Below are 24,434 nucleotides of genomic sequence, written 5' to 3'. Positions count from 1 at the left end.
CGTGTACCGCACCAAGGAGGGCCTGCGCCTGACCCCGCCTGGGCGGCCATGTCTTGGAGTTCGCCCGCGAGCACGTGCAGGCCGCACGGGTCCGGGCCAGCCACCGCCACCCGGTGTTCTGGGCCGTCACCCCCACCGGCGTGGTCCCCCACCGGCATGGTCGATGCCCCCGACGTCGACGCCCTCCTCCTGGTGCTGTGGCCGCGCACCGATCCGCCCGCCCCCGCCCACGGGCTCAGAACCCGGGCGGTGCCCGCGTCGTCCACCTGCCCGCCGGGAACGGGAACACGGCAGCTCGGCTACCCCGCCGACAGGGCGGCGAGCAGCGTGCGCGTGATCTCGGACGGGCGCACGGCCACGCGCACCCAGGCGGCGTCCAGACCGGGAAAGGTGTCGGCCCGGCGTACGGCGATGCCCCGTTCCCGCAGCCGCGCGTGGACTCCCTGACCCGCCTTCACCAGGACGAACGGGGCCCGGGAGGGCACGAACCCGATCCCCGCTCCACGCAGCCCGGCCTCCAGCTCGATGCGCCGGTCGTCGAGTTCCTTCGCGCGGCGCTCCGCTTCCGCGACCGCTTCGGCGCTCATGCAGGCGACGGTGGCGGCGATCGCGGGCGCGGACACCGACCAGGGCGTCTGCACCCGGGCCAGCTCGCGAACCGCCGCCGGGTCCCCGACGAGGTATCCGGCCCGGATGCCGGGGATCGACCAGTGCTTGGTGAGACTGCGCAGGACCACCACACCCGGGAGCCCCTCCCCCGCCAGTGACCCGGGTTCGCCGGGAACGGCGTCCATGAACGCCTCGTCGACGACGAGGAGGCGGCCGGGGCGGCGGAGGGCGCGCAGCGTCTCGGCGGGGTGCAGGACCCCGGTGGGGTTGGTGGGGTTGCCGACCATCACCAGGTCCGCGCCCTCGGGAACGGCGGTGGGGTCGAAGACGAAGCCGTCGTCCTCCTCGCAGAGCACGGTGGTGACGGTGTGCCCGGCCTGCTCCAGGGCGGCGTGCGGCTCGGTGAACTGGGGGTGCACGACCACCGGTCGGCGCCACGGCCGCAGCCGCGCGATGAGGGTGAACGCCTCCGCGGCCCCGGCGGTGGGCAGGACCCCGGCGGGGTCGCGTCCGTGGCGGCGGGCGATGGCGGCGCGCGCGGGGGCCGGGTCGGGGTAGGCGGCGGCGTCGTCCAGGCTCGCGCGCAGGGCGCGGTCGAGCCAGTCGGGGCGCGGGCCCGCGTACACGTTGACCGCCAGGTCGAGCAGCCCGGGGCCGGTCTCGGCGTCGCCGTGGTGGCGCAGCGGGTCCACCGGTGACGTGTCGGGGATGTCCGTCGCGGCGGGCCCGGACACGGGGCCCGGCGCGCCGTGGGCGTCCCCGGAAGGCGCTTCCGGGGCCCTTGCCGCCCCCTCCCGGGCGGGCCGGTCGGCCGCGAGGGCGCCGGAACCGGACACGGCGTCGGCGAAGCGGGCGGCGAGCCGGGGGTGCCCGGCCCAGTGGACGTGGAGGTAGGACGCGTGCAGGGTCGGCGAGGCGAACCCCTCCCCGGCTCCCTCGATCTCCCACGCCGGTCCGTCCGCACCGGTCTCCGGGGTGATCCGGGTGCGGTGGAACTCGTGCCCGGTCACCCTCTCCCCCGCCCGGGTCAGCAGCATGTCCCGGGGCGAGACCGCCTCGGGATAGCGCAGGGTGAGGCGCTCCGTCATCCGGGCGCGCGCCGGGACGGCCCCGGCCATGGACCGACCGTCGAGCGACTCCGCGAGGTAGAGCAGACCGGCGCACTCGGCGACGGTGGGCACCCCGTCACGCACCGCGTCGCGCAGGTCGGCCAGCAGCCCCCGGTTCGCGGCGAGTTCGCCCGCGTACACCTCCGGGAAGCCCCCGCCCAGGTAGACGCCCCGGGTCCCGGCGGGCAACCCGGCGTCACCGAGCGGATCGAAGCCGACGACCTCGCATCCGGCGGCGGTGAGCAACTCCTCGGTCTCGGTGTAGCGGAAGGTGAAGGCCCGGCCTCCGGCCACGGCGACAACCGGGCGCGGGCCCGCGCCCGGTGCCGTCACCTCCTCGGCCGGGTCCCAGGGGCGGGCGTCCAGGGCGGGTGCGGAGCGGGCCACCTCCAGCAGGGCGTCCAGGTCGACATGGTTCGCGACGTGCTCACCGAGGCGTTCGACCACCCGTGCCGAGTCCTCCCGCTCCGACGCCGGGACGAGCCCGAGGTGGCGGGACGGGCTGGCGATCCGCTCGTCGCGGGGGACCACGCCGAGGACGGGCGGGGCGACCGAGCGGGTGATCTCGGCGACGTTGCGCGCCGAACCGGCCTTGTTCAGGATCACGCCGACGACCTCGATCGACGGGTCGTAGTCGGCCATGCCCGCCACCAGGGCTCCCACGGACCGGGACATGCGGGACACGTCCACGACCAGGACCACCGGTGTCCGGGTGAGGGCCGCGACGTGCGCCGACGACGCGAACCCGCCGGTGCCGATCCGCCCGTCGTGCAGACCCATGACCCCTTCGACGACGGCGACGCCGGCGCCCCGGGCCCCGTGCAGGAGCAGCGGCGTCACCCGCTCCTCACCGACCAGGTGGGGGTCGAGGTTGCGTCCGGGACGACCGGTGGCCAGGGCGTGGTAGCCCGGGTCGATGTAGTCCGGGCCGACCTTGTGGCCGCTCACCACGTGTCCGGCGTCACGGAGGGCGGCCATCAGCCCGGTCGCGACCGTGGTCTTGCCCTGCCCGGTCATGGGGGCGGCGACCATCAGTCGGGGCAGGGCCGTCGGCCGTACCGGGGGGGTCGGCCGGGACGACCCCGTCGGCTCGGAAGCCGCCGGGGTCCTCACCACTCGATCCCCCGCTGGCCCTTGCGGCCCGCGTCCATCGGGTGCTTGACCTTGGTCATCTCGGTGACCAGGTCCGCCACCTCCAGGAGCTCGGGGGCGGCACGGCGGCCGGTGATCACCACGTGCTGGCGGCCCGGCCGGTCCCGCAGGGCGGCCACGACGTCCTCGACGTCGACCCAGCCCCAGTGGACGGGATAGGTGAACTCGTCGAGGATGAGCAGGTCGTGCCGTTCGTCGGCGAGCCTGCGCTTGATCTCCTCCCAGCCCTCGGCCGCGTCCGCGGCGTGGTCCTCCGCGCTGCCCTGGCGGCGGCTCCAGGACCAGCCCGAGCCCATCTTGTGCCATTCCACGGGGCCGCCCTCACCGGTCTCCTCGTGGAGCCGGCCCAGGCGTTCGAGCACGGTCTGCTCGCCGATGCGCCACTTCGCCGACTTCACGAACTGGAACACCCCGATCCGCCAGCCCTGGTTCCAGCCGCGCAGCGCGAGCCCGAAGGCGGCGGTCGACTTGCCCTTGCCGTCACCGGTGTGGACGGCGAGCACGGGTCGGTTGCGGCGCTGGCGCGTGGTGAGCCCGTCGTCGGGGACGACGAGCGGCTTGCCCTGGGGCATCAGGCGGCCCTCTCTCTCACGGCGTCGCCCAGTGCGTCGGCGCTGACCTCGGACACGGGGATGTGTTCGGCTCCCAGCCGCCGGGCGAGATCGGCGGCCAGCCCCAGTCGCAGCGGACCGGACTCACCGTCCACGACGACGGTGGCCACACCCAGTCCGGCGACGTGGTCGGCGGCCTCCAGTGAGCGGCCGACGGAGCCCCGGCCGCCGGTGGCCCGGCCATCGGTCACCAGAACGAGCAGCGGACGCTGTCTCGGATCGCGCAAGCGTTCGCGCCGCAGGACCCGGGCGGCCTCCAGCAGGCCCTCGGCGAGCGGGGTCCGCCCGCCGGCGGGCAGTGCGTCCAGGCGGGCGGCGGCGGTGTCGACCGAACGGGTCGGCGGCAGCACCAGTTCGGCCCTCGTTCCCCGGAAGGTCACGAGGCCGACCTTGTCGCGGCGCCGGTAGGCGTCCAGGAGCAGGGACAGGATGGCGGTCTTGACCTCGCCCATGCGCTTGCGCGCCGCCATGGAGCCGGACGCGTCGACGCAGAACAGCACCAGGTTGCTCTCCTGGCCCTCGCGCACCGCGACGCGCAGGTCGCGGGGAAGCAGGCCGACCCGACCGCCGGTGTGGGGGCGGGAGGCCGCCGCCTTGACGGTCTCCCCCAGGTGGAGCGAGCCTCCGGGACCCCGGCCGGGCGGCTCGGCACCGATCCTGCGGCCCCGGGTGCCGATGGCGCGGCTGCGTCGGCCGTCGGCGCCGGCCCCGGTGCCCCGCACGGTGAACGCCCGGGGGCGATAGGGGGTGCTCGCCCGGACCGTGGTGCCCGCCGCGGGCCGGGGCGCCGTGCCGTCGGCCTCGACCTCCCGGGACTCCTCCGGCTCTTGGGCGGCTTCCGGTTCCCGGGAGTCCTCCGGCCCCCGGGGCGGCGCGGGGGACGTTTCCGGTTCGTCGTGACCGGTGTTCGGGGCCTGGGAGGGGTCCTCTTCCGGCCCGTCGGTGTCGGGGGCGCCGTCCTCACCGGGGGCGGGGTCACCGGAGTCGACGGGGTCGTCGGAGCCGCCCGGCGGTTCGGGGTCGTCCGGCGGCGGCTCCTCGTCTCCCAGGACGCGGTCGAGGAGTTCCTCGTCGATGCCCGGCGCGTCGAAGGGGTTGCGACGGCGCCGGTGCGGCAGCGCCAGCAGGGCCGCGCGGCGGATGTCGGCCCGGGTGACCGAGGTCCGGCCCTCCCAGGCGGCGTGCGCGAGGGCCGTGCGGGCGGTCACGATGTCGGCGCGCAGGCCGTCGACCTCGAACGCCGCGCACACCTGGGCGATCTTCAGCAGGGCGGCGTGGGACAGTCGGACGCGCCGGACGGTGTCCCTGGCCGCCGCGATGCGCTCGGCGAGGGCCTTCTCGGCCGGCCCGTAGCGCTGCGTGAAGGCCGCCGCGTCGGAGTCGTAGGCCATGCGTCTGCGGACCACCTCGACGCGGGCGGCGGGGTCGGAGGGCGCGGAGACCTCGACGGTGAGCCCGAACCGGTCCAGGAGCTGCGGGCGCAACTCACCCTCCTCGGGGTTCATCGTGCCGATGAGCAGGAACCGCGCGGCGTGCTCCACGGAGAACCCGTCGCGTTCCACGGTCACCCGGCCGGTCGCGGCGGCGTCGAGGAGGAGGTCGACCAGGTGGTCGTGGAGCAGGTTGACCTCGTCCACGTAGAGGAGGCCGCGGTGGCTCCGCGCCAGCAGACCGGGTTCGTAGGCGACCTGGCCGTGCGTGAGCGCCTGCTCCAGGTGCAGGGAGCCCAGGACGCGGTCCTCGGTGGCGCCCACGGGGAGTTCGACCAGGCGTACCGGGCGGCTCTCCACTGCCGTGCCGGGCGGGAAGGGGCCGTCCGGCGACTCCTGCGCGGGGTCGGCCGGGTCGACGGAGAAGCGGTCGCCCCGATGGACCTCGACGGGCGGCAGGAGGGAGGCCAGGGCCCGCACCGCGGTGGACTTGGCGGTGCCCTTCTCCCCCCGTACCAGGACGCCGCCGATCTCCGGGGAGACACTGGCCAGGACCAGTGCGAGCCCGAGGTCGTCCATCGGCTCGGTGTCGCAGCCGACGATCGCGGAGAAGGGATAGTGCGATGGCCGCAATGGCATGTGAGGCTCCCGCTCGTTTCGCCATGGGTCTGACGGGTGCGGGGCCGGTCTTCGGACTTGCCGGGTCCTCCTGTAAGGAGGCTCGGTTCACCGCAGCGGGCCTGTGCCGGAATCTCACCGGCTTCCCAGATTCTCCCCGGTCGCCCTTCCCACCGTTTCCGATGGTGGGGAGGCCGGAGCACCTCGCACCAGAGTTCGACGATAGCGTCCACCCCATGAGCATCGACACCCGCCCCGTCCCCGAACCCCGAGTCACGGTCGTCGGCGTCGGCGCCGACGGCTGGCCGGGACTCCCCGAGCGCCTGCGCCGGACGGTGCTGGACGCGGGTGTGGTGCTGGGCGGGCGCAGGCACCTGGCGATGCTTCCGGAGCGGGCGGGGCAGCGCCGCGAGGTCTGGCCCTCACCCCTGCGGGAGGGGCTGCCGCCGCTGCTCGCCTCCTGCGACGGCGGGTCCGTGGTGGCCCTGGCCTCGGGCGACCCGCTGGTGTCGGGTGTGGCCACCACGCTCATCGACCTGCTGGGCGCGGACGCGGTGCGGGTGGAACCCGCCCTCTCCTCGGTGGCGCTGGCCCGGGCACGGATGGGCTGGCCCGCGGAACGGTGCGCGGTGGTGACCCTCGTCGGACGCGACCCCCGCCTGCTGCTGCGGTGGCCGTCCCCCGGCCGGCGCCTGCTGGTGCTCTCCTCCGACGCGGGCACCCCCGCGCTCACGGCCGCCCTGCTGAGCGGCGCCGGGTACGGGGGCAGCCGCATGACCGTGCTCGGGGACCTGGGCTCGGACGCCGAGTCGCGCCTGGAGGGCACGGCCGACGGATGGTCCCGGGTGGATCCCGGGTCCGTGCCCGCGCTGCACGTCCTCGCCCTGGAGTTCGTCGGCCCGCCCGGCCACGGCCTGACGGCCGGGCTGCCCGACGACGCGTACGAACACGACGGACAGCTCACCAAGCGGGACCTGCGCGCCTCCGCGCTGGCCCGGCTGGCGCCCGCCCCGGGTCTGCACCTGTGGGACGTGGGCGCCGGTGCGGGGTCGGTGGGGATCGAGTGGATGCGGGCGCACCCCACGTGCACGGCGACGGCGGTGGAGGCCGACCCCGAGCGGGCCGCGCGGATCGGACGCAACGCGGGCGGGCTCGGGGTGCCGGGGCTGCGCGTGGTCACCGGGCGTGCCCCGGAGGCGCTGTCGGGGCTGCCCGGACCCGACGCGGTGTTCGTCGGCGGCGGCGCCACGCGACCCGGGGTACTGGAGGCCTGTCTGGGGGCGCTGCGCCCGGGGGGCCGCCTGGTGGTGCACGGGGTGACCCTGGAGACCGAGCGGCTGTTGGCCGAGGCGCACCGGGACCACGGCGGGGAGTTGACCCGGATCTCCGTCGAGACGGCCGCGCCGATCGGCGGGTTCACCGGGTGGACGCCCGCGCGCACGGTCACCCAGTGGGCCTGGGGCCCGTGACCCGACGCCGTGCGGTGCCCGGCCCCGATCCCCGGGCGGCTAACCGCCGGGCCGGGGGCGGGCCGGGTCGTAGAGGTAGGAGTCACCGCCGCCCCGCGGGTCCAGGGCCCGCCCCACCAGGATGACCGCGGCCTGCCGGAACCCGGCCTCCTCCACCCGGTCGGCGATGTCGGCCACCGTCCCGCGCAGGACCACCTCACCCGGCTGGCTGGCCCGGTGGACCACGACGACGGGGCAGTCCCCGCCGTACTCGGGCGCGATCTCCTCCATGAGCGCCCGGACCCGGATGATCGCCAGGTGCAGCACCAGGGTGGCCCGGGTCGCGGCGAACGCCGCCAGGGACTCCGTCGAGGGCATCGCGGTCGAGCGCGCCCGGGTCCGGGTGAGCACCACCGACTGCGCGACCAGCGGCACGGTCAGCTCCCGGCCCACCAGGGCCGAGGCCGCGGCGTAGGCCGGCACGCCGGGGGTGACGTCCCAGGGGACCCCGTGGGCGTCGAGCCTACGGGTCTGCTCGGCGAGGGCGGAGTACAGCGACGGGTCGCCGGAGGTCAGCCGGACGACGTCGTGCCCGGCCCGGTGCGCGAGGACCAGCCGGTCGGTGATGCCGTCCAGGTCCAGGCCCTGGGTGTCCACCAGGTCGGCCCCGGGCGCGCAGTGGGACAGGACGTCCGGGTCCAGGTACGTCCCGGGGTAGAGCACCACGTCGGCCGCGCCGAGCATCCGGGTGGCGCGCACGGTCAGCAGGTCCGCGGCGCCGGGGCCGGCCCCCACGAAGTGGACGGTCACGGCTTCACCCACCGGGGGGTCCAGACACGGCCCGAGGGTGAGACCCGGGTACCGGAGGCGCCGACGATGAGCAGGCAGCGCATGTCGACGGCGGCGGGGTCCAGCCCTCCCAGGGTGGTCACCGTCAGGTCCTCCCCGTCCCGGCCCACGTCCCGCCCCACGACGACCACCGTGTCGGGGTCGCGGTGCTCCAGCAGGACGCGTCGCGCGGTGGCGATCTGTCCGGTGCGAGAGCGCGAGGCGGGGTTGTAGAGGGCCAGGGCGAGGTCGGCGTCGGCGACGGCGCGCAGCCGGCGCTCGATGACGTCCCACGGTTTGAGCCGGTCCGAGAGGCTCATGACCGCGAAGTCACCGCCGACGGGGGCGCCGGCCCGTGCCGCGACCGCCTGGACGGCGCTCACCCCGGGCAGGACGCGCACGGGCACGTCCCGGTACCGGGGGTCCTCGGCGGCCTCGAACACGGCGGTGGCCATGCCGAAGATCCCGGCGTCGCCGCCGGAGACGACGGCGACGCGCTCGCCCTTGGCGGCCAGGTCGAGGGCGAGCCGCGCGCGGTCGAGTTCGACGGTGTTGCCCGAGGCGTGCCGGATCAGCCCGGGGCGCTGGGGGACCCTGGCGACGTAGGGACCGTAGCCCACCACGTGGTCCACCCCCGCGAGCGCCTCCCGGACCTCGGGGGTGAGCCAGCGGTCGGGGCCGGGGCCCAGGCCGACGACCAGCAGTTCCTCCGCGGACGCCGGGAGTCCGGTGTCGGCCGCCGGTTCCGCCGCGCCCCGGTTCCGGGAGCGGGTGCCGTTGCGGCTGTCCCCGGTGACCAGGATCAGGGAGAAGTAGGGCACCGCGTCCGGGTCCACCTCGGCCACCGGCAGGCGGCGCTCGCCCTCCATGGAGGCGCGCTCCACGTACACGGCGTGCTCCAGCCGGCCCGCCGCCTCCAGGGCGCGGCGGACGGCCGGGAACGTGCGGCCGAGCTTCATGATGACGGCCGCGTCGGTGTCGGCGAGCCGACGGGCGAGTTCCGGCTCGGGCAGGGTCCCGGGCAGGACGGTGAGGACGTCGGTCTGGCGGGCCAGGGGGGAGGCCGCGGCGGCGGTGGCGGCGGCGAGGGCGGGCACCCCGGGGACGATCTCGGCCCCGTACCGCTCGGCCAGGCGGTCGTGCATGTACATGTACGACCCGTAGAACAGCGGGTCGCCCTCGGAGAGCAGGACGACGTCGCGCCCGGCGTCGAGGTGGGCGGCCAGGCGGGCGGCGGACTCCTCGTAGAAGTCGGCCAGGGCCCCCTGGTAGCCGCCCGGATGGTCGGCCGTTCCGGTGGTCACCGGGTAGACGAGCCTCTCCTCGACCGCCCCCGCCGGAATGAGGTCCCGGGCGGTGCGGCGGGCGTTGGACTCCTTGCCCGGGCCGCAGTGGTAGGCGACGACGTCGGCCGCGGCGATGAGGCGCGCGCCCTTCAGGGTGATCAGCTCCGGATCGCCGGGGCCGACCCCGACACCGTGGAATCTGCCGGTCACTCCTCCTCCTTCGCGAGGGCGTTGAGGGCCGAGGCGGCCATCGCGGAGCCGCCTCGGCGGCCTCGGGCGAGAACGTAGGGGATGTCGACGCCGTGGCGGTCGGCGAACTCCTCCAGGGCCTGCTTGGACTCGGCGGCGCCGACGAACCCGACCGGGCAGCCGACGATCGCCGCGGGGCGCGGGGCTCCGTCGACCAGCATCTCCAGCAGGTGGAAGAGCGCCGTGGGCGCGTTGCCGAAGGCGACGACGGCGCCCTCCAGCCGCGGCTCCCACAGGGAGACCGCGGCGGCGGACCGGGTGGTGCCCCAGCGGCGGGCCAGGTCGGGGACGCGGTCGTCGCCCAGGAGGCACAGCACCTCGTTGTCCGCGGGCAGGCGGCTCCTGGTCACACCGGTGGCGACCATGGTCGCGTCGCACAGCACGGGCGCGCCCGCCCGCAGGGCGGACCGGGCGGCCCTGACCAGATCGGGGTGGACCACGAGGTCGGCGGCGAGGTCCACCTGTCCGGTGCCGTGGATCATCCGCACGGCGAGACGCTCGGCGTCGGCGGGCAGGTGCCCCAGACACGCCTCCTCGCGGATGAGGGCGAAGGAGTCCACGTAGATCGCGGGGCCGTCGTCGATGTAGCCGTAGTGCCGGTTCGGCCGGCGGGGGGCGGTCACCGCGCCGTCCCGGGGACGAGGACGCCGCGCCAGGGCGTGACGACGAGTTCCCCGCCGGCGGCGAGGGCCTCCTCGGCGAGGGCGTCGGCGTCGGCGCGGCCCAGGCCCTCCTCGGGCACGTGGACGTGGCGCCCGCCGAAGGGCAGCGGGCCGTACGGGAGCGGCGGGGCGGGGTCCGGCAGGCGCGGGTCGGGCGGTTCGGGGGCGGACAGCGGGAGGGGGAGCTCGGCGACGTGCCACGGCGCTCCGGGGCCGTCGCCGCGCCGTTCCAGGAACGCGTCGGCGAGACGGACGAGGGCGTCGGCCGCCTCGTCCAGCCGGACCACCGGGCCGTGGTGGTCACCGATGCGCAGCCGGGCGGTGCGATCGTCGAGCGCGACGAGGCCGAGGTCGCAGGCGCGCGCCACGAGGTCGCCGCGTCCGTCGTCGAGGGCGAACAGGAAGCGGCCGGGCAGGGCGGCGCGGTGCGGGGCCGAGCACAGGGCCGCGTCCAGCGCGGCGGCGACCGGGCGCAGGTCGGCGCGCCCGCCCTCCAGGCCGGTGAGCGGGGAGACCATCACGTTGCGGACGAGTTCGTGGGTGGGCGAGGGCAGCAGCCCGGTCGCCTCCAGGGCCCGGAGCGCGTCCGGGGTGAGCCGTCCGTCCCGTTCGGGCAGGGCGCGCACCTGGAGGTTGGCCCGCCCCGTGACGTGGACACGCCCGGAGCCGTACTCCCGGGCGACGGCCGCCAGGGTGGTCAGGGACCGTGCCGGGAGGCGTCCGCCGATGAGGCGGAGCCGGACCAGCAGGCCGTCCTCGGCCTTCCAGGGTCTGAGGGCACCGGGGCAGCGGTCGCGCCGGGTGCGGGGCGCGGGGGCGTCCGCGGGGAACATGCACGTCCTTCGGTTCGGGGGCCCGTACGCGGGGCCCGCGGGTGACCTGGCGGCCCGTGACCGCCAGCGCCAGCAGGTCTTCGGACTCGGGGTCGGCCGGTGCGGAGCGCCTTCCCGGGGCGGTGCCCCAGTGGCTGCCCGGGACGGAAGTCCCGGAGCGTGCCCGCCCGTCACCCTCACCGCTGCGCGTCAGTCCCGGATTCGCACCGGGTTCCCTGCCCCACGAAGTGGAGTACGACTGGCCCGAAGAGCGTACAACGTCCACCTACGGCTCCGACCAGCGGTCTTGCCTTCACCCCGGTCGAAGGCACCCGAACCCCGACAGGCGAATCCGGCGAGGGGGCGGCCCGCCATGGGCGGGAACACCGGCCGGTGACGGTGGTCCCGCGCCGGACGGGCGGACAGGCCGGGCGGTCAGTCGTCCTCGCGGACGTCGACGACCTCGCCGGACAGGTCGACGATGACGTCGTACCCGCGACCGTCCGCGCCGCGCACCTCGACGTCCCGGACGCGCGGGTCACCCTCGCGCGGGGTGAGCGCGTTGGTGGCGTGCGGTGGGACCGGCACCCCGGCGGCCTCCAGGGCACGCCCGTGGGCGCCGAAGGCCTCCCGCACGGCCTCGATCTCCTCCTGCGAGATCTCCTCGGGTCGGGTTCGGTGTCGTGCGGCAGGAGGACGTGGCGCGTGTCGGCTCCTGCTCGTCGTCGTTGCACGTGGCCACCCGGAGGGGCGGTCCGCGAGGATGACGACGACGGGTCCCGGATTCGACACCCGCCCGGGGGAATCCGGGACAAGGGCCGGGCCGCCCTCCCGAGGGACGGAAGGGCGGCCCGGAGAGCCGGAGTCGGGCTGTGGGCCCGGAGCCGGATCAGCGCGGCAGGCGCTCGGCCAGCCAGGCCTCGACCTCGGCGGAGGAGCGGGGCAGGGCCGCCGACATGACGGTGCGGCCGTCCTCGGTGACCAGGACGTCGTCCTCGATGCGCACGCCGATGCCGCGCAGTTCCTCGGGGACGGTCAGGTCGTCGGCCTGGAAGTACAGGCCGGGCTCGACGGTGAGGACCATGCCGGGTTCGAGGTCGCCGTACAGGTGGACCTCCTGGCGGGAGACCGCGCAGTCGTGCACGTCCAGGCCGAGCATGTGGCCGGTGCCGTGCAGGGTGTAGCGGCGCTGGAGCCCCAGTTCGAGGACGTGGTCCACCGGTCCCTCCAGCAGGCCCCACTCGATCAGGCCCTCGGCCAGTACCCGCTGGGCGGCCTGGTGGAAGGCGATGAACGGGGCGCCCGGTGCGACCGCGGCGATGCCCGCCTCCTGGGCGGCGTACACCAGGTCGTACACCTTGCGCTGGACATCGGTGAAGGTCCCCGAGACCGGCATGGTGCGGGTGACGTCGGCGGTGTAGAGGCCGGTGGTCTCCACTCCGGCGTCGAGCAGCAGCAGGTCGCCGTCGCGGACGGGTCCGTCGTTGCGGGTCCAGTGCAGGGTGGTGGCGTTGGGGCCGGAGGCGGCGATGGTGCCGTAACCGACGTCGTTGCCCTCCACCCGGGCGCGCAGGAAGAAGGTGCCCTCGATGAAGCGCTCGGAGGTGTCCTTGGCCTGCGGCAGCGTCCTGGCGACGTCCTCGAAACCGCGAACGGTGGCGTCGACGGCGAGCTGGAGCTGGGCGATCTCCCACTCGTCCTTGACCAGACGGTGGTCGGCCAGGGTGATGGCGAACTCCTCGTCCAGGGTCGCGGACTTGGCGCGGGCCTCCTCGTCGACGTCGGCGCGCACCTCGTCGACGACGGCGTCGAGCTCGGCGTCGTGGCCGCGCACGACGCGCACGGCGGTGTCGGTGGCGCGCAGGACGTCGGTGAGGGTGGTGACGTCGGCGGTGGGCACGCCGAACAGGTCGGCGGCCTCGGGCAGACTGTTGCGGCGACCGGTCCAGAGCTCGCCGTAGCCGCCGAGCCAGAACTCGCCGTTCTCGCGGTCGGAGCGCGGCTTGAGGTAGAGGACGGAGTCGTGGCCGCCGTCCGCGCGCGGGGTGAGGACCAGGCAGCCGCCGTCGGAGGTGTCGCCGGTGAGGTAGGCGTAATCCGAGGCCGCGCGGAACGGGTACTCGGTGTCGTTGGAGCGGGTGAGCAGTCGCCCGGCGGGGATGACGAGGCGCTCACCGGGGAAGGCGGCGCCCAGGGCGGCGCGGCGGCGGGCGGTGTGCTCCGCCTGCTCGATGGGGTCGAGGTCGCGGCGGGCGGTGTCGGCCCACCCGGTGCTCATCCACGCGGCGAGCTCGTCGGAGACCGTCTGCGCCTGGCCGTTCTTGCGTGGCGTGAACACGAAGGTGCTCGGGTCGGTTCCGGGGCGCTGCTGCTCGCTCACGTCGTGACTCTCCTCGTCGTGGTCGTCGGTGGCCGTGGGGTGGACGGCCGAACGGGGCCGCCGGTGACGGCCTTCGCCGCCCATCGTAGGGGGACGGTCGGTGCCGTGACCGTTACGCGGACATAGCGAACCCCATAACGCACGGACACCCCGCGTTATGCCCTCGTTACCGTCAATGGCGCAGGTGAGAGCGGGCGAAGGTGGGTACCGGCGCGCGTCGGCCCCCGAGGAGCGGACGTCGGCGCCCCGGACCGTCGGCGGGTGGTCCCGCGCTCTCCTCTGCGGGGAGGAGAGGAGGGGACCGAAGGACGAGGTCAGAGTCCGTGGACGAACGGGATGGCCCTGGAGTAGGGCAGGTCGTCGATGGTGGCGGGGTCCACCCACCGGTAGCCGATCCGCTCGTACAGCGCGACGGCCTCGGGCTGGTTGGGCCCGGTGAACAGGATGACGTCGCGGTAGCCCAGCTCGCGGGCGGCGGCCTCCAGCGCGGTCATGACCCTGCGGCCCAGGCCGCGCCGTCGGTGCCGGGAGGAGGTCCAGATCCGCTTGAACTCGGCGGTGGTCGGGTCGATCCCGGGTCGCGGACGGTAGGGGCGCAGGGCTCCCCCGGCGACGATCCCACCGTCGAGTTCGGCGAGCACGACCCGGCCGTGGGGTGCGGCGAACTCGGTGATGGGGTAGCGGGACAGCTCGTTGGCGGCGCCCTCGGCACCGTAGCGTTCGGTGTACTCCTCCGACAGTCCGGCGAGCAGTCCCTCCACCCGGGGATCGTCGTGGCGGACCGTGAGCATGCGCACCCCGTCGACGCCGGTCGCCCCGATCGTCTCCTCGATTCCCGGCCGTGTCATCGCCGCCTCTTCCCGTCCACGTGACCGATCGCCCCTCGGCGGGCGCCCGCCGGGAATGCTATCCACCGTCACGGAACGCGGCCACACGTGATCGGTCACGTCCGGCGGACGGTGCTCCCGGATGTCCGGCCGGTGCCCGATCAGGCGTTCAGGCGTCGGCCGGAGACCTCGGGGCGGGCACCTGCGGGGGGCGGAAGCGGGTGCGCGAACGCAGTGCGCGGAACCCGTTCTCCACCCGGTACCCGGCGGCGAGCAGGCGTTCCTTGGCCTCCTCGGCGCTGCGCACGGTGGCCTCGTCGAAGATGAGGTTGTAGTAGCGCTCGGGCACGACGTCGAGTCCGCGGCGCAGGGCGCGCAGACCGGCGGTGGCCGCCGCCCCGGCGCCGGGGAGCGCGGGCAGGACCCCGTACTCGCGACGCGCCCAATCGGGCAGGGTGGCGTAGGACAGGGCGCCGACGGGGAACCACAGGGGCTTGAGCGGGGCCAGCGCGGCCAGGTGGTCGGGGACCTTGGGCCACAGCAGGAACCGGACCGCCCGCCTCGCCTCGGGGGTCACCCGCAGAACGGGTCGCACCGAGGCCAGGTAGCGGCGCATGTCGGCGACCGAGCGGGGCACGTCGTCGCGGGACAGGCCGACGTAGGTGGCGGTGGTCGACTGTTCGTCGAGGTAGCGATCCCACTCGGCGGGGGTGAGGGGCACCCCGGCGCGCACCGCGGTCTCCAGGTAGGAGGTGACCTCGGCGCAGTGCACCCACACCAGCAGGTCGTGTTCGTCGACGCGGTGGCGGCGTCCGGTGTCGGGATCGGTGAAGGACAGGGACCGGTGCACCCGGCGCACGTGCTCGCCCAGCCGATCGGCCTCCTCGGGGGAGCCGTAGGTGGTGACGGCGACGAAGTGGGCGGTGCGCAGGAGCCGGCCGGTGGGGTCGGAGCGGAAGTCCGAACGCTGCCAGACGCCCCGCATGGCCACCGGGTGGAGGGCCTGGAGCATGAGGGCGCGCACACCCGCCACCCACATCGCGCGGTCCAGGTGGACGGTCCAGGTGACGCTCTCGGGGGCGGCGACGGTCGGTCTCATCGGCTCTCCTCCAGGGCTGCGCGGGGGTCTCGCGCCGGGGCCGGGTACGGGGCGGCCCGCACGACCACGATACGGGGAGGCCGGGCCGCCCCCTCGGCGCCCCGGCCGTCACGCCTCTTGCCGAGAACGGACCGATTCTTGACACCCGGAGAACCCGCATGGGGCGCAACCTGGTGTGGTGGGACGCCCCCGGGCCAGCCCCTCGGTGCCGCGGCCCGCGACCTTTTCCCTTCGTACGAGGAGTGGGACATGTCCGCACAGAAAGCGATCTCCTTCGAGGCCGACGCGTACCGGCGAGCCCTTGAGGAGTCGGACGCCGACACCCTGATCGCGATGTTCACCGACGACGCCGAGATGGAGATGTTCGACAAGCGGACCCCGCCGGGTTCGCCGGCGGTGTGGCACGGCAAGGACGCCATCGCCCCGGTCGTGCGCGAGTTGTGCGAGCGGGAGATGAGGCACGAGATCCTCCAGGTCGTCAGCGACGGCGACCACGTCGCCTATACCGAGCGGTGCGTCTACCCCGAAGGCAACATGGTCATGAGCAGCACGATGATGGACCTGCGCGACGGGGGGATCGCGCACCAGGTCACCGTGCAGGCCTGGGACGAGGAGGAGTCGGACCGGGTCCAGGTCGGCGACTTCGACGCGTCCGAGACGCGGGAGTCCTTCGATCACGGGCACGCCGAGATGGTGCGGATCGGCGGCCACAACGTCGTCCGGACCACCATGGAGCCGGGATGGCGCTGGTCGGAGCACATGCGCGAGAGGGCCGGCACCGACCTGTGCGAGCTCACGCACACCGTTCTGCTCCTGTCGGGCACCCTCCGGGTACGGCCGGAGGACGGCGCCGAGGAGGAGGTGACCGCCGGTTGCACCGCGTTCGTCCCGCCCCGGCACGACGCGTGGGTGGTCGGTGACGAGCCGGTCGTGGCGATCGACTGGACGGGCAAGGACTGACCCCCGGTCCGGGAACGGCGCCGACGGATCACCGTCGGGGCCGGGACCGGACCGGGACCGGACCGGGACCGGTCAGCTGCCGCGCAGGTAGGCCAGGACCGCCTGGACGCGGCGGTGGACGTCCTCGTCGGGGGGCAGGTCGAGTTTGGCGAGGATGTTGCCGACGTGCTTGCCGACGGCGGCGTCGCCGACCACCAGCTCTCGTGCGATGGCCCCGTTGGAGTGGCCCTCGGCCATCAGGGCCAGGACCTCGCGTTCGCGCGGGGTGAGCCGCTCCAGCGGGTCGGAGCGGCGGCGCAGGAGCTGGCGGACCACCTCGGGGTCGACGAAGGTCGCGCCCTCCACCACCCGGCGCAGCACGGAGGCGAACTCGCGCACGTCGCCCACGCGCTGTTTGAGCAGGTAGCCCACGCCCCGACCGTCACCGGAGTCGAGCAGGTCGGAGGCGTAGCTGAGTTCGACGTACTGGCTGAGCGCCACCACGGACAGGCCGGGGTGGCGGCGACGCAGCTCGACGGCGGCGCGCAGTCCCTCGTCGGTGAGGTCGGGGGGCATGCGGATGTCGGTGACGACCAGGCCGGGCCGGTGCTCGTCGACGGCCTTCAGGAGGTCGTCACCGTCGCCGACCGCCGCCACGACGGGGAACCCGAAGCGTTCGAGGACGCCCACCAGCCCCTCCCGCAGCAGCACCCCGTCCTCGGCGAGCACGGTGGGGACGGGCGTCACCTCACCGGGTCCGTCCGGTCGATCGTGCACGGCAGCTCCACTCGGATGCGGGTGGGCCCTCCCGGAGGGCTGGACAGGTCCATTGTGCCGCCCATGACGGCGATCCGGTCCCGCATCCCGGTCAGGCCGCTGCCGCGGCCGGGGTCGGCGCCGCCGGGACCGTGGTCGGTGACCTCCACGACCAGGGTGTCGCCGCCGGGGCCGGGGAGCAGGGAGACGTGCACGGTGGCGGCGGCGGCCTCGGTGTGCTTGTAGACGTTGGTGAGCGCCTCGGCGACCACGAAGTAGGCGGTGCCCTCCACGTGGGAGGGGAGCCGGCGGGGCAGGTCGGTCCGAACGGTGACGGGGACGGGCGAGTGGTCGGCGAGTTCGCCCAGGGCGGCGGGCAGGCCGCGGTCGGTGAGGACGCGCGGGTGGATGCCGCGGACGAGTTCGCGCAGCTCGGTGATGAGGTCGTCGGCCTTGCGCTGGGCCGCGACGACGCGCCGGTCGGCCTCGGAGCCCTCCTCCAGGTCCAGGCGCGCCATGCCCAGGTCCATGTTGAGCGCCACCAGGCGCTGCTGGGCGCCGTCGTGCAGGTCGCGTTCGATGCGGCGGCGTTCGTACTCGAAGGCGTCGACGAGGCGGGCCCGGGAGTCGGTGACCTCGGTGAGTTCGGCGCGCAGTTCCTCCTTGGGCGGGCCGACGAGCAGGGCACGGGCGATCACGGCGTGCCCTTGGGCCAGGATCCCCGAGGCGTAGAGGAGGACGACGACGACCAGCGGGCTGAGGAGGACGAGGGGTACGCCCTGCTCGACGGTGGTGACGGTGTAGAGGCCCAGGTCGATGACGGCGTCGGGGGCGTCCCGCATCAGGAGCGGCGCCAGCGCGGTCACGGCGACCGCGCCGGCCAGACCGCTCAGGATCATCATCACGAGCAGGGAGAGGGGCATGAGCAGGAACATGTAGGCGACCTCGCGCCACGTGGCGCTCTCGGTGTAGCGGGTCCTGATCCACCCCCACAGGCCGGGCGGGGGTTCGCGGTGGCCGTGGTTGAAGGGGCCCGTGGAGACCGTGCGCAGGCGGAGGCGTTCGAGGGCGCCCAGGGGGAGGGCGACCAGCGGTGCGAACACCACGATCATGAACAGGCCCACCAGGAGGCCGATGACGGAGGGCCGACCGATCTCCATCGTGTCCCAGGGGCGACTGATCATCAGGCCCAGGACCATCGCCCAGGGCGAGTAGATCGGCGCGGTGATCACCATGACGGCCAGGCCCACGAGGGAGGTGCCCACCGAGTGGAGCAGGGCCCGCCAGGGCCAGGGGGTGAGGAGGAAGCGAGGTCGGGCCAGCGCCCCGATGAGGGTGTTCGGTGTGCGCGGTCGCACGGTTCCGGTGGTCATGCACTCACGTTAGGAAGTCGGGGCGCCCGGGGGAATCGGCCGGGGCACCGGGGCGGGGGTAGGGACCGCCCCACCCCGTCGGGCGACTCCGGGGCGCGGGCGTCCCTGTTCAGGACGGTAGGGTGGACGAACGTGAGCGCGAAACCCGTTATCCCCGATGTCCTGGCCGCCCGATACGCCTCGGCGGAGCTGACCCGGTTGTGGTCCCCGGAGTACAAGGTGGTCGCCGAGCGGCGACTGTGGCTGGCCGTCCTGCGCGCGCAGGCGCGTCTGGGCGTGGACGTCCCCGACGGCGTGGTGGCCGATTACGAGAAGGTCCTGGAGCGGGTGGACCTGGGGTCCATCGCCGCCCGTGAGCGGGTCACCCGCCACGACGTCAAGGCGCGGATCGAGGAGTTCAACGCCCTGGCCGGGCACGAGCACGTGCACAAGGGCATGACCTCGCGCGACCTGACCGAGAACGTCGAGCAGTTGCAGGTGCGCGACAGCCTGCTGCTGGTGCGCGACCGCACCGTGGCTCTGCTGGCGCGGCTGGGCCGGCTCGCGGCCGAGTACGACGAGACCGTGATGGCGGGCCGGTCCCACAACGTGGCGGCGCAGGCCACCACGCTGGGCAAGCGGTTCGCGTCGATCGCCGACGAGGTGCTGGTGGCGTACGGGCGGCTGGAGGAGCTGATCGCCCGGTACCCGCTGCGCGGGATCAAGGGCCCGGTGGGCACCGCCCAGGACATGCTGGACCTGTTGGGCGGCGACCGGACGGCGCTGTCCCGGTTGGAGGACGAGGTGGCGACCCATCTGGGGTTCGCGCACCGGTTCACCAGCGTGGGCCAGGTCTACCCCCGGTCGTTGGACTTCGAGGTGCTGACGGCGCTGGTGCAGCTGGCGGCGGGTCCGTCGTCGCTGGCCAGGACGATCCGTCTGATGGCCGGGCACGAGCTGGTCACCGAGGGGTTCGCCGAGGGCCAGGTCGGGTCGTCGGCGATGCCGCACAAGATGAACACGCGGTCGTGCGAGCGGGTCAACGGGCTGACGGTGATCCTGCGCGGGTACGCGTCGATGGCCGGGGAACTGGCCGGCGACCAGTGGAACGAGGGCGACGTGTCGTGCTCGGTGGTGCGCCGGGTGGCGCTGCCGGACGCGTTCTTCGCCTTCGACGGTCTGGTCGAGACGATGCTGACGGTGCTGGACGAGTTCGGCGCCTTCCCCGCGGTGATCTCGGCGGAGCTGGACCGGTACCTGCCGTTCCTGGCGACCACCAAGATGCTGATGGCCGCGGTGCGCGCGGGCGTGGGCCGGGAGACCGCGCACGAGCTGATCAAGGAGCACGCGGTGGGTTCGGCGTTGGCGATGCGCCAGGAGGGCGTGGGCAACCGGCTGCTGGACCGGCTGGCCGACGACGAGCGCTTCCCGCTGGACCGGGCGGAGCTGGACGCGCTGCTGGCGGACCGGATCACGTTCACGGGCGCGGCGGCCGAGCAGGTCGCGGCGGTCGTGGCCCGGATCGACGCGATCACGGCCGAGCACCCGGAGGCGGCGGGGTACGCGCCGGGGTCCATCCTCTGATCGTCCTCGATGCTCTGGAGGGGGCCGGGATCGCGTGCGATCCCGGCCCCCTCCGTCGTGTGCGGGCTCGGCGCGGAACCGGCGGATCCCCAGAATCCGGTGGATTATGGCGCAGTTCACCCTCGCGAACACTGGGTCCGAAAGTTAACGCCTATTACGGTTGGGGTGTCGCCGTCCCGTACCCCCTGGAGGTTCCGTTGACCGACCCCGATTCCTTCGGCACCGCCCTGTGGACCCTGCTGCTCATCATCGGGATCGTGCTCGCCTTCGGTGTGGCCGCCCTGACCGACATGGCGCTGCGCCGCGGCGAGGACCGCGAGGAGCGGGCCCGCCGCGAGGCCGACGACCGTGAGCGGATCCGCACGACGACCTGACCGGCCCCGGCCGTCGACTCACCCGGGGCGGCCAGGAGGTCCAGGGCCTCCCGACGGTCTCGACGGCGCCCGCGCTCAGCCGTGTTCGGCGAGGATGCGGGTGAACAGGGCCGGGTCGATGTTGCCGCCGGAGACCACCGCGACGGTGGCCTCCGGCCGCCCCGGCACGGTGGGCACCCGGCCCGCCAGGATCGCCGCGGCGGCCAGCGCCCCCGCGGGTTCGGCCACGACGCGCGCCCCCAGGGCCAGGTGGGCGATGGCACGGGCGATCTCGTCCTCGGTGACGGTGACGATCCCGTCCAGTCGGTGACGCAGGTGCTCGAAGGTCAGGTCCGACAGGCACACCCGCACCCCGTCGGCCATCGTGCGGTGGGTGCGTTCGGGATCCCAGGCGACCCGACGGCCCCGTTCCAGGCTCTCGGCGGCGTCGGCGGCCAGTTCCGGTTCCACCCCGATGACCCGCACCCGGTGCGGCTGGACGGTCAGGGCGGCCGTGGCCACCCCGGAGGCCAGCCCGCCCCCGCCGACCGGGACGACGATCGTGGCCACCTCCGGCGACTGTTCGAGGATCTCCAGGCCCACCGTGCCCTGGCCCGCGATGACGGTGGGGTCGTCGAACGGCGGGATCAGGGCGAGGCGTTCGGCACGGGAGGTCTCCTCGGCGACCTCGACGCGCCGGTCGGGCGGGACCATGATCACGCGGGCGCCCCGGGCGCGCATCCGGTCCACCTTGACCTTCGGCGCGCCCTCGGGAACGACCACCGTGCAGGGGACGCCGAAGCGGGCGGCGGCGTGGGCCAGGGCCTGGCCGTGGTTGCCCGAGGAGTGGGTGATCACGCCCGAGGCGCGCCGGGCGGGATCGAGCAGGGCGATGGCGTTGGTGGCGCCCCGCAGCTTGAAGGCGCCGGTCGGTTGCAGGCTCTCGGGTTTGAGGAGGAAGGGCGGGCCCTGGGCCGGCCCGGCGGTCAAGGGGGTCCGCACGATCTCCCCCCGGAGGCGGGTGGCCGCTGCGCGGATGTCGTCTTCGGTGACCAGTTCCATCCCGGTGGTATGCCCGCCGGATCGGTCGTCGTCACGGAACCCGGGGCGCACGGTGGATAATCGGGGGTCATGCGCACCGAATGGACTCCCGAGGACCTGCCCGGCCCGGCCTTCTACCGGATGATGACCGCGGTGGTGGTGCCCCGACCGATCGCGTGGGTCTCCACCACCTCTCCCGACGGGGTGGACAACCTGGCCCCGCACTCCTTCTTCACCATCGCGTGCGGCGATCCGGCGATCGTGCAGTTCACCTCGATGGGGCGCAAGGACTCGTTGCGCAACGTGGAGGCGACGGGCGAGTTCGTGGTGAACCTGGCCTCCGAGCCGCTGTGGAGGGAGGTCAACGCGACCGGGACCCCCTATCCGCCGGAGGTGGGCGAGTTCGACGCCCTCGGGATCGGGCGGGAGGCGAGTGCGGTGGTGCGCCCACCCCGGGTGGCGGCCTCCCCGGTGGCGCTGGAGTGCGTGCTCCACTCGACGGTGGGGCTGGGCACCTCGACGGTGGTGTTCGGCCGGGTGGTGCACGTGGCCGCGGACACCGCCGTGTTGGGAGAGGACGGCCTGCCCGACGTCACCCGGTTGCGGCCACTGGCCCGGCTGGGGCGCAACGAGTGGTCCACGCTGGGCGAGGTGCACGCCGTCGACCGCCTCCCCTACCGCCCCTGAGGGATCGGCCGCCGGGGCCTCCGGCCGCGCGGACGGGGTGGTTCCGCGCGGCCGGAGTCGGAACGGGCGTCAGGAGGCGCAGGTGAGCGCGGGGACCTGCGGGCTCCCCTCGCTGGTCCCGGTGAAGCCGAACGTGGTCGACCCCCCTGCGGCGAGCGTCCCGTTGTAGGAGACGTGCGTGGCGGTGACGTTCGCGCCGTCGGCGGTGACCTCGGCGTTCCACGCGTGGGCGACGTGCTGGCCGGGGGCGTGGGTCCAGGTGACGGTCCACCCGTCCAGGTCGGTGCCGGCGGTGACGGTCACGTCCGCCCGGAACCCGCCCGACCACTCCTGGGAGATGGTGTAGACCGCCTCGCAGTCACCCTCGCCGGGGCCTTCCGTTGGCCCTTCCGTGGGTTCCTCGGTCGGCTCCTCGGTCGGTTCGCCGTCACCGTAGACCGGCGCCTCGACGGAGGTCTCGGCGATGCCGTCGGGCCCGTGGAAGAGCCGCTCGCCCCACGGGGTGAGGCGGTTCACGTCGAAGTCCTCCACCAGGTCCAGGTACTCCACGCCACCGCTGTTACCGCTCCACGACCAGCCGAGGTAGCCCAGTCCGAGGCGGCGGGTGTGCGACAGGATGGCGTCCTCATCGGGGTTCCCGTCACTGTGGTCGAACCCGAACTCACCGACGATCAGGGGCAGCCCGGCGTCGACGAAGTGCTCCAGGTAGCCCACCACCGTCGACTCCTGGGCGTAGACGCCGTACATGTGGATCGAGAAGACGGTGTTGGCGTCCGGGTCGGAGGCGAACACGGAGGCGGCGCCGTCGCGCATGGTGTGCGACCAGTCCTGCCCCCAGTTGGGCGCGTCCACGACCAGGGTGTGGTGGAACCCGGCGTCCCTCAGCCGGTCGATCGCGGCGGAGGTGTCCGCCGCCCAGTTCGACACGGTCTGCTGGTCGTTGCCGTACGGTTCGTTGCCGATGTTGACCAGGACGTGGTCCTCCTCGCCGTGGAGGGCCGACTGGACGCGCACCCAGTAGTCGACGGCCTGGTCGAGCGTGGCGGCCCCGGCCTGCTCTCCGTAGCCGGTGGTGTCGTGCACCTCCAGCACGCAGATCAACCGGTTGGCTTTGCAGTCGGCGACGACCGCGGCCACGTCGGCGACGCCGTTCTCCGTCCACCGGTCGCCGCTGCTGAGCACGACGCGGACGGTGTTGGCGCCCAGCGACTTGATGTCGGCGAGGGAGCCGGTCTCCTGGGGGTACCAGGTGTGGGCGTGGTTGACGCCCCGCATGACGAAGTCGTTGCCGGCCGCGTCGACGAGACGGCCGTTCTCGATCCGGAAGCCGGTGTCGGCCTGGCCGGAGGCGGTGAGGTGCGCCGGGGAGGGCGCACCGGGAGCGGCCCACGCGAAGGCGAGGGCGACGATCCCGATCAGGGCCACGAAGGCCACGGACAGACGTTGGAGCATGGGGGGTTTCTCCTCAGAAGTGAAGGACAACGTTGTCTTCTTGCGCCAAGACGGCGCGAACCACAAAGACAACGTTGTCATCTCGCACGGGAACAGTGCGGTATCACGGGACGGGGCGACTCCGGACGCCCGCCGTGAGGGCGGGACCGGAGCACGGCCGCGAACCCCGGTGAGGGGACGGGGGGCAGGGAACGGGGTCTCGGCACCGACACCACCGCCGGAACACGAGCGGGTCGCGTCCCTCTCGTTCGTGGACGCCCCCTGACGGGAGCGCTCCCAGAACGATGTGGAGAAGTTAACACCGACGGCGCGGTGGCGCAATGGAGGGGAAACCGATTCGGCGGGGAACCGAACCCGGCCCGCGTCCCCGCCCCCGGCCCGGCGCGGCCACCGTCGCAGGTCGCGCCGGGGGCGGAGGGCCACGCCATCGCGGGGGCCGACTCAGACGCCGAGGGGTTCCTCGGCGGCGGGCAGCAGGGACAGGTCGCCCAGGATCGGCGCGGGGTCCCCGGTCCAGTCCATGGCGGCGATCTGTCCGGGGGTGCGCCGGCCCATGAGGGCGCGGTACAGCTCGAAGGCGGTGCCGCGCCAGTGCGGGCCGTCGCCCTCCCCCATCGTCCAGGAACGGTCGACGTCGGTGGCGGTGACGGTGAGCCCGGGTGTCCGCCCCGCCCAGGCCCGGCCCAGGCCGGTCAAGGCGAAGTCGAGCAGGGCGTCGGCGTGGCCGGTGGCGGGCGCCATGCCCAGGGCGCCGTGGATGTCGTTCTCGTGGGTCCACACGTCCACGGCGGGCAGCCGGTAGCGCAGGCGCGTCTCGGTGCCCAGCAGGTCCAGGAGGGCGGGGGTCGCCGCGCGCCACTCGTCGCAGAGGGCGGCGATGTCCCGCCCCTCCCGCTCGGCGACCTGGCGGGCGGTGACCTCGTCGGTGGCGGGCGGGGTGAAGGTTCCGGCGGCCACGTCGACGCACAGTCCCGCCAGGTGGGCGTAGGTCTGCCGCACGGTCCACGCCGGGCAGGCGGGGACGGTGGTGTCCAGGGCGGCGGCGTCGAGTTCGTCGGCCAGGGCGAGCAGGCGCCCTTGGACCTCGCTGTAGATGAGCACGGAATCCATGCGGGCCACTTTACCGAACACCGTTCGGATCGTGGGTGCC

21 protein-coding genes and 2 riboswitches are annotated in these 24,434 nt (G+C 74.3%); of the genes, 5 read left to right on the top strand and 16 right to left on the bottom strand.

Features of this window, described 5'->3' with window-relative positions; genetic code table 11:
• Positions 1-299 precede the first annotated feature (299 nt).
• The 3 genes from RM479_RS13430 to RM479_RS13420 all read right to left on the bottom strand — a co-directional run bounded on the left by RM479_RS13430 (position 300) and on the right by RM479_RS13420 (position 5,550).
• A complete protein-coding gene (locus RM479_RS13430; protein ID WP_311512056.1) occupies positions 300-2,750 on the bottom strand; it encodes a cobyrinate a,c-diamide synthase in 2,451 nt (816 codons plus the stop codon).
• A gap of 77 nt (positions 2,751-2,827) precedes the next feature.
• Positions 2,828-3,442: a cob(I)yrinic acid a,c-diamide adenosyltransferase gene (cobO, locus tag RM479_RS13425; protein ID WP_311512055.1), complete on the bottom strand. Its 615-nt coding sequence runs from the start codon at positions 3,440-3,442 to the stop codon at positions 2,828-2,830.
• On the bottom strand, positions 3,442-5,550 hold the full coding sequence (locus RM479_RS13420) for a VWA domain-containing protein (protein ID WP_311512054.1): 2,109 nt from the start codon (positions 5,548-5,550) through the stop codon (positions 3,442-3,444). The genes cobO and RM479_RS13420 overlap by 1 nt, the downstream gene beginning before the upstream one ends.
• A gap of 25 nt (positions 5,551-5,575) precedes the next feature.
• Positions 5,576-5,746: riboswitch (cobalamin riboswitch) on the bottom strand.
• Positions 5,747-5,765: 19 nt separating this feature from the next.
• On the opposite strand from RM479_RS13420, the gene cbiE reads away from it, so the two are divergent.
• Positions 5,766-6,998: a precorrin-6y C5,15-methyltransferase (decarboxylating) subunit CbiE gene (cbiE, locus tag RM479_RS13415; protein ID WP_311512053.1), complete on the top strand. Its 1,233-nt coding sequence runs from the start codon at positions 5,766-5,768 to the stop codon at positions 6,996-6,998.
• Positions 6,999-7,037: 39 nt separating this feature from the next.
• On the opposite strand, the gene RM479_RS13410 is transcribed toward cbiE, so the two are convergent.
• The 8 genes from RM479_RS13410 to RM479_RS13375 all read right to left on the bottom strand — a co-directional run bounded on the left by RM479_RS13410 (position 7,038) and on the right by RM479_RS13375 (position 15,120).
• Positions 7,038-7,799, bottom strand: coding sequence for a cobalt-precorrin-4/precorrin-4 C(11)-methyltransferase (locus tag RM479_RS13410; protein ID WP_311512052.1), 762 nt, complete (start codon positions 7,797-7,799; stop codon positions 7,038-7,040).
• On the bottom strand, positions 7,784-9,301 hold the full coding sequence (locus tag RM479_RS13405) for a precorrin-2 C(20)-methyltransferase (protein ID WP_311512051.1): 1,518 nt from the start codon (positions 9,299-9,301) through the stop codon (positions 7,784-7,786). Before RM479_RS13405 ends, RM479_RS13410 begins: the two co-directional genes overlap by 16 nt.
• Positions 9,298-9,963, bottom strand: coding sequence for a precorrin-8X methylmutase (locus RM479_RS13400; RefSeq protein ID WP_311512050.1), 666 nt, complete (start codon positions 9,961-9,963; stop codon positions 9,298-9,300). The genes RM479_RS13405 and RM479_RS13400 overlap by 4 nt, the downstream gene beginning before the upstream one ends.
• Entirely contained in the window at positions 9,960-10,835 is an 876-nt protein-coding gene (locus RM479_RS13395; RefSeq protein WP_311512049.1) for a nitrite reductase, read from the bottom strand. Before RM479_RS13395 ends, RM479_RS13400 begins: the two co-directional genes overlap by 4 nt.
• A 54-nt stretch (positions 10,836-10,889) precedes the next feature.
• Positions 10,890-11,093, bottom strand: a riboswitch (cobalamin riboswitch).
• A 156-nt stretch (positions 11,094-11,249) separates the two neighbouring features.
• Positions 11,250-11,450: a hypothetical protein gene (locus tag RM479_RS13390; RefSeq protein WP_311512048.1), complete on the bottom strand. Its 201-nt coding sequence runs from the start codon at positions 11,448-11,450 to the stop codon at positions 11,250-11,252.
• 253 nt (positions 11,451-11,703) lie between these two features.
• The gene (locus tag RM479_RS13385) at positions 11,704-13,194 is read right to left on the bottom strand and encodes an aminopeptidase P family protein (RefSeq protein ID WP_311512047.1); all 1,491 of its coding nucleotides are present in this window, start codon (positions 13,192-13,194) and stop codon (positions 11,704-11,706) included.
• A gap of 314 nt (positions 13,195-13,508) precedes the next feature.
• Positions 13,509-14,042, bottom strand: coding sequence for a GNAT family N-acetyltransferase (locus RM479_RS13380; RefSeq protein WP_311512046.1), 534 nt, complete (start codon positions 14,040-14,042; stop codon positions 13,509-13,511).
• A gap of 148 nt (positions 14,043-14,190) precedes the next feature.
• The gene (locus tag RM479_RS13375; protein WP_311512045.1) at positions 14,191-15,120 is read right to left on the bottom strand and encodes an oxygenase MpaB family protein; all 930 of its coding nucleotides are present in this window, start codon (positions 15,118-15,120) and stop codon (positions 14,191-14,193) included.
• Positions 15,121-15,369: 249 nt separating this feature from the next.
• On the opposite strand from RM479_RS13375, the gene RM479_RS13370 reads away from it, so the two are divergent.
• A complete protein-coding gene (locus tag RM479_RS13370; RefSeq protein WP_311512044.1) occupies positions 15,370-16,080 on the top strand; it encodes a nuclear transport factor 2 family protein in 711 nt (236 codons plus the stop codon).
• Between the two features lie 72 nt (positions 16,081-16,152).
• On the opposite strand, the gene RM479_RS13365 is transcribed toward RM479_RS13370, so the two are convergent.
• Entirely contained in the window at positions 16,153-16,836 is a 684-nt protein-coding gene (locus RM479_RS13365; RefSeq protein WP_311512043.1) for a response regulator transcription factor, read from the bottom strand.
• Positions 16,803-18,188, bottom strand: a complete 1,386-nt coding sequence (locus tag RM479_RS13360) for a sensor histidine kinase (protein ID WP_311512042.1) — start codon at positions 18,186-18,188, stop codon at positions 16,803-16,805. Before RM479_RS13360 ends, RM479_RS13365 begins: the two co-directional genes overlap by 34 nt.
• Before the next feature lie 132 nt (positions 18,189-18,320).
• On the opposite strand from RM479_RS13360, the gene purB reads away from it, so the two are divergent.
• Both purB and RM479_RS13350 read left to right on the top strand, forming a co-directional pair.
• Positions 18,321-19,751, top strand: coding sequence for an adenylosuccinate lyase (gene purB / locus RM479_RS13355; protein ID WP_311512041.1), 1,431 nt, complete (start codon positions 18,321-18,323; stop codon positions 19,749-19,751).
• 197 nt (positions 19,752-19,948) lie between these two features.
• Positions 19,949-20,125, top strand: a complete 177-nt coding sequence (locus RM479_RS13350; protein WP_311512040.1) for a hypothetical protein — start codon at positions 19,949-19,951, stop codon at positions 20,123-20,125.
• A gap of 75 nt (positions 20,126-20,200) precedes the next feature.
• Here RM479_RS13350 and RM479_RS13345 read toward each other — a convergent pair whose 3' ends face one another.
• On the bottom strand, positions 20,201-21,166 hold the full coding sequence (locus tag RM479_RS13345) for a threonine ammonia-lyase (RefSeq protein WP_311512039.1): 966 nt from the start codon (positions 21,164-21,166) through the stop codon (positions 20,201-20,203).
• Positions 21,167-21,235: 69 nt separating this feature from the next.
• Between RM479_RS13345 and RM479_RS13340 the strand changes: the two genes are divergently transcribed.
• Positions 21,236-21,832 carry a flavin reductase family protein gene (locus tag RM479_RS13340; protein ID WP_311512038.1) on the top strand — a complete coding sequence of 199 codons (597 nt, stop codon included), beginning with the start codon at positions 21,236-21,238 and terminating at the stop codon, positions 21,830-21,832.
• Between the two features lie 69 nt (positions 21,833-21,901).
• Here RM479_RS13340 and RM479_RS13335 read toward each other — a convergent pair whose 3' ends face one another.
• Together RM479_RS13335 and RM479_RS13330 are read right to left on the bottom strand one after the other, a co-directional pair.
• Entirely contained in the window at positions 21,902-23,284 is a 1,383-nt protein-coding gene (locus RM479_RS13335; protein WP_311512037.1) for a cellulase family glycosylhydrolase, read from the bottom strand.
• 441 nt (positions 23,285-23,725) lie between these two features.
• Positions 23,726-24,394 carry a maleylpyruvate isomerase family mycothiol-dependent enzyme gene (locus RM479_RS13330; protein ID WP_311512036.1) on the bottom strand — a complete coding sequence of 223 codons (669 nt, stop codon included), beginning with the start codon at positions 24,392-24,394 and terminating at the stop codon, positions 23,726-23,728.
• Positions 24,395-24,434: the final 40 nt, after the last annotated feature.

The organism is Nocardiopsis lambiniae, from assembly GCF_031845465.1.
GTDB classification, from domain to species: Bacteria; Actinomycetota; Actinomycetes; order Streptosporangiales; family Streptosporangiaceae; genus Nocardiopsis; species Nocardiopsis lambiniae.
Note: the sequence above shows the minus strand (reverse complement) of the source record. Positions and strands in the feature narration are given on the sequence as shown.

Coding starts and splice junctions, on each gene's coding strand:
- RM479_RS13430 (WP_311512056.1), bottom strand. CDS start 2,750: ATGGTCGCCGCCCCCATGACCGGGCAGGGCAAGACCACGGTCGCGACC.
- cobO (WP_311512055.1), bottom strand. CDS start 3,442: ATGCCCCAGGGCAAGCCGCTCGTCGTCCCCGACGACGGGCTCACCACG.
- RM479_RS13420 (WP_311512054.1), bottom strand. CDS start 5,550: ATGCCATTGCGGCCATCGCACTATCCCTTCTCCGCGATCGTCGGCTGC.
- cbiE (WP_311512053.1), top strand. CDS start 5,766: ATGAGCATCGACACCCGCCCCGTCCCCGAACCCCGAGTCACGGTCGTC.
- RM479_RS13395 (WP_311512049.1), bottom strand. CDS start 10,835: ATGTTCCCCGCGGACGCCCCCGCGCCCCGCACCCGGCGCGACCGCTGC.
- RM479_RS13380 (WP_311512046.1), bottom strand. CDS start 14,042: ATGACACGGCCGGGAATCGAGGAGACGATCGGGGCGACCGGCGTCGAC.
- RM479_RS13375 (WP_311512045.1), bottom strand. CDS start 15,120: ATGAGACCGACCGTCGCCGCCCCCGAGAGCGTCACCTGGACCGTCCAC.
- RM479_RS13370 (WP_311512044.1), top strand. CDS start 15,370: ATGTCCGCACAGAAAGCGATCTCCTTCGAGGCCGACGCGTACCGGCGA.
- RM479_RS13360 (WP_311512042.1), bottom strand. CDS start 18,188: ATGACCACCGGAACCGTGCGACCGCGCACACCGAACACCCTCATCGGG.
- RM479_RS13345 (WP_311512039.1), bottom strand. CDS start 21,166: ATGGAACTGGTCACCGAAGACGACATCCGCGCAGCGGCCACCCGCCTC.
- RM479_RS13340 (WP_311512038.1), top strand. CDS start 21,236: ATGCGCACCGAATGGACTCCCGAGGACCTGCCCGGCCCGGCCTTCTAC.
- RM479_RS13335 (WP_311512037.1), bottom strand. CDS start 23,284: ATGCTCCAACGTCTGTCCGTGGCCTTCGTGGCCCTGATCGGGATCGTC.
- RM479_RS13330 (WP_311512036.1), bottom strand. CDS start 24,394: ATGGATTCCGTGCTCATCTACAGCGAGGTCCAAGGGCGCCTGCTCGCC.